This is a genomic window from Nonomuraea sp. NPDC052116 (assembly GCF_040680035.1).
Lineage (GTDB): Bacteria > Actinomycetota > Actinomycetes > Streptosporangiales > Streptosporangiaceae > Nonomuraea > Nonomuraea angiospora_A.
The window spans coordinates 1-9,548 of the sequence record NZ_JBFAWA010000020.1; the positions used below are offsets into that span (position 1 = coordinate 1).

Sequence of the window (9,548 nt, forward strand, 5' to 3'; positions counted from 1 at the left end):
CAGCACGAACTTGATGAGGAACCACAGCACCGGCCAGTAGCCCTGGTTGGCGCCTTCCCACCAGGAGATCGGGATCGGCGCCCGCCAGCCGCCGAGGAACAGCGTCACGGCTATGCCGGAGGCGGTGAAGGTGTGCAGGTATTCGCCCATCATGATCAGGGCGAACTTCAGCGACGAGGAGTACTCGGTCTGGAAGCCTCCGACCAGCTCGCCCTCGCCTTCGGGCAGGTCGAACGGGATGCGCGCGGCCTCGCCGAACATGCAGATCACGTAGATGATGAACGACGGGATCAGCAGGAACACGAACCAGGTCTGCTCCTGCGCCTTGACGATCTCCGAGGTGGACAGCGTCCCGGCGAACAGGAAGATGGCCACGAACGACAGGCCCATGGCGATCTCGTACGAGACCACCTGCGCCGCGCTTCTGAGACCGCCCAGCAGCGCGTACGGCGAGCGCGACGACCATCCGGCCAGCACCACGCCGTAGACCGACACCGCGCCCATGGCGAGCATGAACAGCACCGCCACCGGCAGGTCCACCATCTGCAGCGGCGTCTGCACGCCGAACAGGTTGACCATCGGCGCGAACGGCACGATCGAGAAGGCCAGGAACGCCGGGACCACCATGATGACCGGGGCCAGCAGGTAGAGCACCTTGTCCACGGTCCGCGGGAAGAGGTCCTCCTTCAGGCCCATCTTCAGGCCGTCGGCCACCGACTGCAGGAGGCCGAACTTGCCGGCCCGGTTGGGGCCGTACCGGTTCTGCATCCTGGAGATCAGCTTGCGCTCGAACCAGACGCCGAACAGGATGCCCAGCATCAGGAAGGCGAACAGCATCACGGCCTTGATGATGGTGATCCACAGCGGGTCCTTGCCGAAGTCGGCGAGGGTGGGATCGGCCGCGAGAACGTGGGTCATGAGGCGCTCCCGATGGTGACGATGTCGCCGGCCACCGCGTGCAGGTCACGGGTGACCGAGCAGCCGCCGGAGTTCGCAGGCACCCAGACGACCCGGTCCGGCAGGTCGGCTACGCGCACGGGCAGCGTGACGCTGTCGCCGACGACGAGCTTGTCGCCGTCCGCGACCCCGAGCTCGGCCGCCGTGCTCTCGGAGACCAGCGCCTCGGCGGCGCGGGCGGTGCCCGCCAGGTATGGCTCGCCGTCCTGCAGCCTGCCCTCGTCGAGCAGCAGGTGCCAGGTCGCCAGCAGCGCCTCGCCGGCCGCCGGGGCGACCTGGGCGCGGGTGGCGGTGTGCGGGGCGGTGACGCGGCTGCCGCGCCAGGCGCCCAGGCCGGACAGCTCCCGCCGGGCGGCCTTGGCGTCCGGCAGGCCGAGGTGGACGTCCATCCGGTCGGCCAGGTTGCCGATCACGGCCAGGTCGCTCTGCAGGCCGGGCACCTTCAGCGGCGCCTCGAACGAGCGGCCCCTGCCCTCCCAGTTGACGAACGTGCCGCCCTTCTCCTGAACCGCGGCGACCGGCAGGACCACGTCGGCGCGGTCGGTGACGGCGCTGGCGCGGATCTCCAGGCTGACGATGAACGGCGTGTGCTCGAGCGCGTCGAGCGCCGCCGCCGGGTCGGCCAGGTCGTAGGGGTCGACGCCGGCCACGACCAGCGCGTCCAGCTCACCGGCGCGGGCGGCCTCCAGGATGCCGGTCGTGTCGCGGCCGGGGGTGGCGGGCAGCGAGGCCACGTTCCACGCCCTGGCGACCTCGGCCCTGGCGGTCTCGTCGTCGACCGGGCGGCCGATCGGCAGCAGGTTGGGCAGCGCGCCGGCCTCGACCGCGCCGCGCTCGCCCGCCCTGCGCGGCACCCAGGCGAGCCTGGCGCCGGAGGCGTTGGCGAGCCGTATCACGGCGGACAGGGCGCCGGGCACGGTGGCCAGGCGCTCGCCGGCGAACACGATCGTGCCCTCGGCCAGCGTGCCGACCAGATCGCCGATCGCGTCGGCCTCGGTGCCGGGCGCGGTGCGGATGAGCGTGCCGCCCATCTTGACCAGGCCGGGCGAGGCGAACGGGGCGATCGAGGTGACCTTGAGGCCCTTCTTCTGCCACGCCTTGCGCAGGCGCAGGAAGACGATCGGCGACTCCTCCTCGGGCTCGAACCCGACGAGCAGCACGTGGGGGGCCTTCTCGAGGTCGGTGTAGCTGACCTCGATGCCCTTGCCGGCCACCGCGTGGGCCAGGAACTGCGCCTCCTCGGCGGAGTGCGGCCGGGCGCGGAAGTCGATGTCGTTGCCGCCCAGGGCCAGGCGGGCGAACTTGGCGTACGCGTACGAGTCCTCGACCGTGACCCGGCCGCCGACCAGCACACCGGCCTTGCCGCGGGCCTTGGCCAGGCCCTCGGCGGCCACCGCCAGCGCCTCCGGCCACGAGGCGGGCACGAGCACGCCCTCCTCGTTGCGGACCAGCGGCGTCTTCAGCCGGTCGGGCTGCTGGGCGTAGGTGAAGGCCCAGCGGCCCTTGTCGCAGTTCCACTCCTCGTTGACCTGCGGGTCGTTGCCCGCCAGGCGGCGGGTGACCCGGCCGCGCCGGTGGTCGGTGCGCTGGGCGCAGCCGGCGGCGCAGTGCTCGCACGCGCTCGGCGTGGAGACCAGGTCGAACGGGCGGGCCCGGAACCGGTAGGCGGCGCCGGTCAGCGCGCCGACCGGGCAGATCTGCACCGTGTTGCCGGAGAAGTAGGAGTTGAACGGCTTGCCCTCGGCGGTGCGCACCTGCTCCTTGGCCCCGCGCTCGAAGAACTCGATGAGCGGGTCACCGGCGATCTGGTCGGAGAAGCGGATGCACCGGGCGCACTGGACGCAGCGCTCGCGGTCGAGCAGCACCTGCGTGGACAGCGGCAGCGGCTTGGGGAAGGTCCGCTTCTGCTCCTGGAACCTGGACTCGCCCTGGCCGTTGGACATGGCCTGGTTCTGCAGGGGGCACTCGCCGCCCTTGTCGCAGACCGGGCAGTCGAGCGGGTGGTTCATGAGCAGCAGCTCCATGGCCCCGCGCTGCGCCTTCTCGGCGACCGGCGAGGTGAGCTGCGTCTGCACGACCATGCCCTCGGCGACCTCGATCGCGCACGACGGCTGCGGCTTGGGGAAGCCGCGGCCGTTGCCCGCGTCGGGGATGTCGACCAGGCACTGGCGGCAGTTGGCCGCCGGGTCGAGCAACGGGTGGTCGCAGAACCTGGGGATCTGGATGCCCAGGAGCTCGGCGGCCCTGATGATCAAGGTGCCCTTGGGCACGCTGACCTGGAACCCGTCGATGGTCAGGGTCACCAGGTTCGTCTCGGTCTCTACGACTGTCACTGCTCACCCCAGAGAGTGGACTTCTTCGGGTCGAACGGACAGCCGCCGATCTCGAAGTGCTTGAGGTACTCGTCGCGGAAGTACTTCACGGAGGAGTGGATCGGGCTGGTCGCGCCGTCGCCCAGGGCGCAGAACGAGCGGCCCAGGATGTTGTCCGCGATGTCGGTGATCGTGGTCAGGTCCTCTTCGGTGCCCTGGCCCTTCTCCAGGCGCTTGAGCACCTGCTTGAGCCAGTACGTGCCCTCGCGGCACGGCGTGCACTTGCCGCAGGACTCGTGGGCGTAGAACTCGGTCCAGCGCAGCACCGTGCGGACCACGCAGGTGGTCTCGTCGAAGATCTGCAGGGCGCGGGTGCCGAGCATGGAGCCCTTGGCGCCGACCGCCTCGAAGTCGAGCGGCACGTCGAGGTGCTCGTCGGTGAAGATCGGCGTGGAGGAGCCGCCCGGGGTCCAGAACTTGATCTGGTGACCGGCCCTGATGCCGCCCGCCATGTCGAGGAGCTCGCGCAGCGTGATGCCGAGCGGCGCCTCGTACTGGCCGGGCCTGGTGACGTGGCCGCTCAGCGAGAAGATGCCGAAGCCCTTGGACTTCTCGGTGCCCATCCCGGCGAACCAGTCGGCGCCGTTGCCGATGATCGAGGGAACACTGGCGATCGACTCGACGTTGTTCACGACAGTCGGCGAGGCGTACAGGCCCGCCACGGCGGGGAACGGAGGCTTGAGTCGCGGTTGACCTCTGAAGCCCTCCAGCGAGTCGAGCAGCGCCGTCTCCTCGCCGCAGATGTACGCGCCGGCGCCGCTGTGCACGACCAGCTCGAGGTCGTAACCGGAGCCGAGGATGTCGGTGCCGAGGTAGCCCTTCTCGTACGCCTCCCGCACGGCCGCGTGCAGCCGCCGGATCACGTGGAGCACCTCGCCGCGCACGTAGATGAAGGCGTGGTTGGCCCGGATCGCATAGGCCGTGATGATGATGCCCTCGACCAGCGAGTGCGGGTTGGCCATCATCAGCGGGATGTCCTTGCAGGTGCCCGGCTCCGACTCGTCGGCGTTGACGACGAGATAGTGCGGCTTGCCGTCGCCCTGCGGGATGAAGCCCCACTTCATGCCGGTGGGGAAGCCCGCGCCGCCGCGGCCGCGCAGGCCCGAGTCCTTGACGGCCTGGATCACGGCGTCGGGGTCCATGGCCAGCGCCTTCTTCGCCGCCTCGTACTCGCCGTAGACGTCGATGGTGAAGGAGTTGGGCTGGTCCCAGTTCGCGGTCAGGACCGGTGTCAAAGTCGTGCTCATGCCTCGGGGGCCTTCCATCCGTTGGCCTTGGCGACCTTCAGGCCCTCCAGCGAGGCGCCGGCGGCCGACGGGCCGTCGCCCGCCAGGTCGTCGGGCAGGCCGGCGAGCACGCGCGAGGCGTCCTTGAAGCTGCAGAGCTTCTTCGGGCCGCGGGTCGGCCGCACGTCCTTGCCGTCACGCAGGTCGTCGACGAGCTGCTTGGCCGACTCGGGGGTCTGGTTGTCGAAGAACTCCCAGTTGACCATCATGACGGGGGCGAAGTCGCAGGCCGCGTTGCACTCGAGGCGCTCCAGCGAGATCTTGCCGTCGGCGGTCGTCTCCTCGTGGCCGACGCCGACGTGCTCGGACAGCTCGTCCCAGATCTGGTCGCCGCCCATGACCGCGCACAGCGCGTTGATGCACACGCCGACGTGGTAGTCGCCGGCGGGCTTGCGCTTGTACATCGTGTAGAAGGTCGCGACGCCGGTGACCTCGGCCTTGCTGACGCCCAGCATCTCCGCGCAGAACTCCTGCCCGTCGTCGGAGACGTAGCCGTCCTCCGACTGCACGAGGTGGAGCAGCGGCAGCAGTGCGGAGCGCGTCTTCGGGTAACGCCCGATGATCTCCTTGGCGTCTCGCTCCAGACGCTCCCGGATCTCCGGTGAGTAAGTCACCGGTCCACACCTCCCATGACGGGGTCGATAGAAGCCACCGCGGCGATCACGTCGGCGACCTGGCCGCCCTCTGCCATCGCGGGGAAACCCTGCAGGTTGCAGAAGGACGGCTCGCGGAAGTGCACGCGGTAGGGGCGGGTGCCGCCGTCGCTGACCACGTGGGCGCCGAGCTCGCCCTTGGGCGACTCGATGCTGGCGTACGCCTGCCCGGCAGGCACCCGGAAGCCCTCGGTCACCAGCTTGAAGTGGTGGATGAGCGCTTCCATCGAGGAGCCCATGATGTGGGCGATGTGGTCGGGCGAGTTGCCGAACCCGTCGGGGCCGAGCGCGAGCTGCGCGGGCCAGCCGATCTTCTTGTCCTCGATCATCACCGGGTCGCCCTTGAGCGGGCCGGCGATGCGGTCGAGCGCCTGCTCAATGATCTTGAGGGACTCTTCCATCTCCTTCATGCGCACGAGGTAGCGCGAGTAGACGTCACAGCCACGCTCGGTGGCGACGTCGAACTCGTACGTCTCGTAGCCGCAGTAGGGCTGCGACTTGCGCAGGTCCCACGGGAGCCCGGCGGCGCGCATGATCGGGCCGGTGATGCCCAGCGCCATGCAGCCGGTCAGGTCGAGGTAGGCCACGTCCTTGGTGCGGCGCACGTAGACCGGGTTGGCGTCGAGGAGCTTGCGGATGTCCTTGATCCGCTTGGGCATCTCCTTGAGGAACTCGCCGACCTTGTCGACCGCGCCCGCGGGCAGGTCGACGCTCACGCCGCCCGGCCTGATGTAGGCGTGGTTCATGCGCAGACCGGTGATGTACTCGAAGAGATCCATGATCATCTCGCGGTCGCGATAGCCGAAGAGGAACGGCGTGGTCGCGCCCAGCTCCATGCCGAACGTGCCCATCGCGACCAGGTGCGAGGAGATCCGGTTGAGCTCCATCATCATCACGCGGATGGCCTGCGCCCGGTCCGGGATGCGGTCCTCGATGCCGAGCAGCTTCTCCACGCCCAGGCAGTAGGCGGTCTCGTTGAAGATCGGCGAGAGGTAGTCCATGCGGGTCACGAACGTGGTCCCCTGGGTCCACGTCCGGTATTCCATGTTCTTCTCGATGCCGGTGTGCAGGTAGCCGATGACGCTGCGCGCCTCGGTCACCGTCTCGCCGTCGAGGGTCAGGACCAGGCGGAGCACGCCGTGCGTGGACGGGTGCTGCGGGCCCATGTTGACGACCAGGCGCTCTTCTTCGGTGTCGCGCGCTCCGGTGACGACCTCGTCCCAGTCGCCGCCGTTGACCGAATAGACCTTGCCCTCGGTCGCCTCGTCATAAGCGGTGCTCACGAGTAGCTCCTCCTCTGGTCGGGCGCGGGGATGGTGGCGCCGCGGTATTCGACCGGGATGCCGCCGAGCGGGTAGTCCTTGCGCTGCGGGTGGCCGTCCCAGTCGTCCGGCATCATGATCCGGGTGAGCCCGGGGTGCCCGTCGAAGATGATCCCGAAGAAGTCGTACGCCTCGCGCTCATGCCAGTCGTGACCAGGGTAAACGCCCACGGTCGATGGAATGTGCGGGTCGGAGTCGGGGGCGCTGGCCTCGACGCGTACGCGGCGGTTGTAGGTGATCGAGCACAGGTGGATGACCGCGTGCAGCTCCTCGCCCGTCAGGTGCGGGTAGTGCACGCCGGTGACGCCCAGCGAGAGCTCGAAGCGCAGGGCCGGGTCGTCGCGCAGCTTCTGGCAGACCTCGACCAGCCGGTCCCGCTTGACGTGCAGGGTCAGCTCGCCGCGGTCGACGACGACGCGCTCGATGGCGTCGTCGAGCGCCAGGCCGTCCACGACCTCGTCGAAGTAGCCGCCGTACGGGCGGGGCGTCGACAGCTGCGGCGCCCGGCGCACGACGAGACCGCCGTAGCCGGAGGTGTCGCCGGAGTCCTGGGTGCCGAACATGCCGTGCCGGGCGATGGGCGCCTCGGGGATGGCGGGAACCGCGGCCTCGGGGGTCTCACCGCTTTCCGGGCTACCGGGGAGGTTGTCGGGCGAGGTCACTTCGAGGCTCCCTGGTCGATCAGCGGCAACGGCCGCAGCGCCTGCAGCTCGAGCTCCTCGATCTGCTTGGCGCGGTGGGCGCCGAACTTCATGTTCTGGATCTTGTCGTGCAGCTTCACGATCGCGTCGATCAGCATCTCGGGCCGCGGCGGGCAGCCCGGCAGGTAGATGTCGACGGGCACGACGTGGTCGACGCCCTGCACGATCGCGTAGTTGTTGAACATGCCGCCGCTGGAGGCGCACACGCCCATGGAGATGACCCACTTCGGCTCGGCCATCTGGTCGTAGATCTGCCGCAGGACGGGCGCCATCTTCTGCGAGACGCGGCCGGCGACGATCATGAGGTCGGCCTGGCGAGGAGACGCCGAAGCGCGCTCCATGCCGAAGCGCGCCAGGTCGTAGTGGGGGCCGCCGGTGGCCATCAGCTCGATGGCACAGCAGGCGAGGCCGAATGTGGCGGGCCACACGGAGTTCTTGCGCGCCCATCCGGCGGCCGCCTCGACCGTGCTGAGGATGAACCCGCTGGGGAGTTTTTCTTCAAGTCCCATTTTCAGTCCCAGTCCAGACCCTTGCGGCGCCACACGTACGCATAGGCGACGAGCACGGTGACGATGAACAGCACCATCTCCACGAGCGCGAACAGCCCCAGACCGGAGCTGAGCACCTGGCCGGCGTCGTTCGTCTGCGGCGCGAACGAGACCGCCCATGGGTAGAGGAAGATGATCTCGATGTCGAACACGATGAAGAGCATCGCGGTGACCATGTACTTGAGCGGGAACCGTCCACCACCGACGGGCTGGGGCGTCGGCTCGATGCCGCATTCATAGGCGTCAAGCTTGGCGCGGTTCCAGCGCTTGGGGCCGGTGAAGGGAGCGATGGCGACCGAGAAGATCGCGAAGCCCCCCGCGAGAACGGCGAGCACCAGGATGGGCACGTAAAGGTCCATCGCTACGCCTCCTCCGGAGTCGCCGCGCGCGCGGGCGCGCAGCCGGATCTGTCAGTTCTGAGATTCATGCTGGTGGGGCGACCTTCGAGAGAGCGTTAATGATCATGTCTGACGCATCGCCTCGCCGGTCGGTGAGATTACCAAGGAGTTTGATGGCGAAGCGCATCAGCCTCGGGTGAGGGAGACCGTGCCTGGTGCCGAAGCTCATCACGCCCGGCTTTCCGATGAGCTCGACGAACAGCCTGCCCAGGGTGAAGTATCCGCCGTAGGCGTCCTTCAGCACTTGAGGATAGGTCCTCAGAGCGCGTTCCCGGTCCGCGGGGGTGGTGCCCCTGAGGGCCTTGGCGATGACCTCCGCGGCGATCTCACCGGTCTCCATGGCGTAGGCGATGCCCTCGCCGTTGAACGGGTTGATCGACCCGCCCGAGTCGCCCACGAGCACCAGGCCGCGCGTGTAGTGCGGCTGCCGGTTGAAGGCCATGGGGAGCGCGGCGCCGCGGATGGGGGCCGTCATGTTCTCCTCGGTGAACCCCCACTCGGGAGGCATGGCCTTGCACCAGGTCCGCAGCAGGTCCCGGTAGTCGATGTTCTTGAACTGCGCGCTGGTGTTGAGCAGCCCGAGGCCCACGTTGGCGGTGCCGTCGCCGACGCCGAAGATCCAGCCGTAGCCGGGCAGCAGCTTCTCCTGCGCCCACAGCTCCAGCCAGATCTCGAGGTAGTCGTCGTCGTGGCGCGGGCTTTCAAAGTACGTCCGCACCGCCACGCCCATCGGGCGGTCCTCGCGCTTGTGCAGCCCCATCCCCAGGGCCAGCCGGGTGCTGTTGCCGTCGGCGGCCACCACCACACGGCTGCGGTACTCGCGGCCGTCCTTGGTCGTCACGCCGACGATGTGGCCGCTGCGGTCGTCGAGGACGGGCCCCGTGACGGTCACGCCCTCCATCAGGCGCACGCCGTTCTTGACCGCGTTGGCGGCGACGATCTGGTCGAAGTCCTGGCGCGTGCGTACGAGGCCGAAGTCGGGGAAGCGCTCGAGCGTGGGCCAGTCGAGGTCGAAGCGGAGGCCGCCGCCGACGACGCGCAGCCCCTTGTTCCTGACCCAGCCGGGAGCGTCGATGTCGACGTCCATGTTGAGCAGTTGCTTGACCGCCCGCGGCGTCAGGCCGTCGCCGCAGACCTTCTCGCGGGGGAACCTGGTCTTCTCCAGGAGCAGCACGTCGAGTCCGGCCTGAGCGAGGTACCAGGCCGTTGCGGAACCGGCGGGACCTGCGCCGACGACGATGACGTCAGCGTCAACTGTGCTCATGGTCGCGCCCGCTTCGCCACTCGTTGGCTCCTTCGTCGCTCTCTCGC

The 9,548-nt window shown here is 69.0% G+C and carries 9 protein-coding genes; all 9 read right to left on the bottom strand.

The window, feature by feature from the left end:
- Positions 1–918, bottom strand: a 918-nt coding sequence (locus tag AB0L65_RS33610; protein WP_364253582.1) for an NADH-quinone oxidoreductase subunit H, incomplete at its 3' end; no start/stop codon positions are given.
- Complete coding sequence (locus AB0L65_RS33615) at positions 915–3,290, bottom strand: NADH-quinone oxidoreductase subunit G (protein ID WP_364253585.1); 2,376 nt, start codon at positions 3,288–3,290, stop codon at positions 915–917. The genes AB0L65_RS33610 and AB0L65_RS33615, both read right to left, overlap by 4 nt.
- A complete protein-coding gene (nuoF, locus tag AB0L65_RS33620; RefSeq protein WP_350739844.1) occupies positions 3,287–4,576 on the bottom strand; it encodes an NADH-quinone oxidoreductase subunit NuoF in 1,290 nt (429 codons plus the stop codon). Before nuoF ends, AB0L65_RS33615 begins: the two co-directional genes overlap by 4 nt.
- Entirely contained in the window at positions 4,573–5,229 is a 657-nt protein-coding gene (gene nuoE / locus AB0L65_RS33625) for an NADH-quinone oxidoreductase subunit NuoE (protein ID WP_350739842.1), read from the bottom strand. Before nuoE ends, nuoF begins: the two co-directional genes overlap by 4 nt.
- Positions 5,226–6,551, bottom strand: coding sequence for an NADH-quinone oxidoreductase subunit D (locus AB0L65_RS33630; RefSeq protein ID WP_350739839.1), 1,326 nt, complete (start codon positions 6,549–6,551; stop codon positions 5,226–5,228). The genes nuoE and AB0L65_RS33630 overlap by 4 nt, the downstream gene beginning before the upstream one ends.
- Positions 6,548–7,153 (bottom strand): NADH-quinone oxidoreductase subunit C, encoded by a 606-nt coding sequence (locus tag AB0L65_RS33635; RefSeq protein WP_357751421.1) that lies wholly within the window; start codon positions 7,151–7,153, stop codon positions 6,548–6,550. The genes AB0L65_RS33630 and AB0L65_RS33635 overlap by 4 nt, the downstream gene beginning before the upstream one ends.
- A gap of 95 nt (positions 7,154–7,248) precedes the next feature.
- The gene (locus AB0L65_RS33640; RefSeq protein WP_185069987.1) at positions 7,249–7,800 is read right to left on the bottom strand and encodes an NADH-quinone oxidoreductase subunit B; all 552 of its coding nucleotides are present in this window, start codon (positions 7,798–7,800) and stop codon (positions 7,249–7,251) included.
- 2 nt (positions 7,801–7,802) lie between these two features.
- A complete protein-coding gene (locus tag AB0L65_RS33645; protein WP_185069986.1) occupies positions 7,803–8,198 on the bottom strand; it encodes an NADH-quinone oxidoreductase subunit A in 396 nt (131 codons plus the stop codon).
- Positions 8,199–8,262: 64 nt separating this feature from the next.
- A complete protein-coding gene (locus tag AB0L65_RS33650) occupies positions 8,263–9,501 on the bottom strand; it encodes a geranylgeranyl reductase family protein (RefSeq protein WP_364253587.1) in 1,239 nt (412 codons plus the stop codon).
- Positions 9,502–9,548: the final 47 nt, after the last annotated feature.

Coding starts and splice junctions, on each gene's coding strand:
- nuoF (WP_350739844.1), bottom strand. CDS start 4,576: ATGAGCACGACTTTGACACCGGTCCTGACCGCGAACTGGGACCAGCCC.
- AB0L65_RS33635 (WP_357751421.1), bottom strand. CDS start 7,153: ATGTTCGGCACCCAGGACTCCGGCGACACCTCCGGCTACGGCGGTCTC.
- AB0L65_RS33640 (WP_185069987.1), bottom strand. CDS start 7,800: ATGGGACTTGAAGAAAAACTCCCCAGCGGGTTCATCCTCAGCACGGTC.
- AB0L65_RS33645 (WP_185069986.1), bottom strand. CDS start 8,198: ATGGACCTTTACGTGCCCATCCTGGTGCTCGCCGTTCTCGCGGGGGGC.
- AB0L65_RS33650 (WP_364253587.1), bottom strand. CDS start 9,501: ATGAGCACAGTTGACGCTGACGTCATCGTCGTCGGCGCAGGTCCCGCC.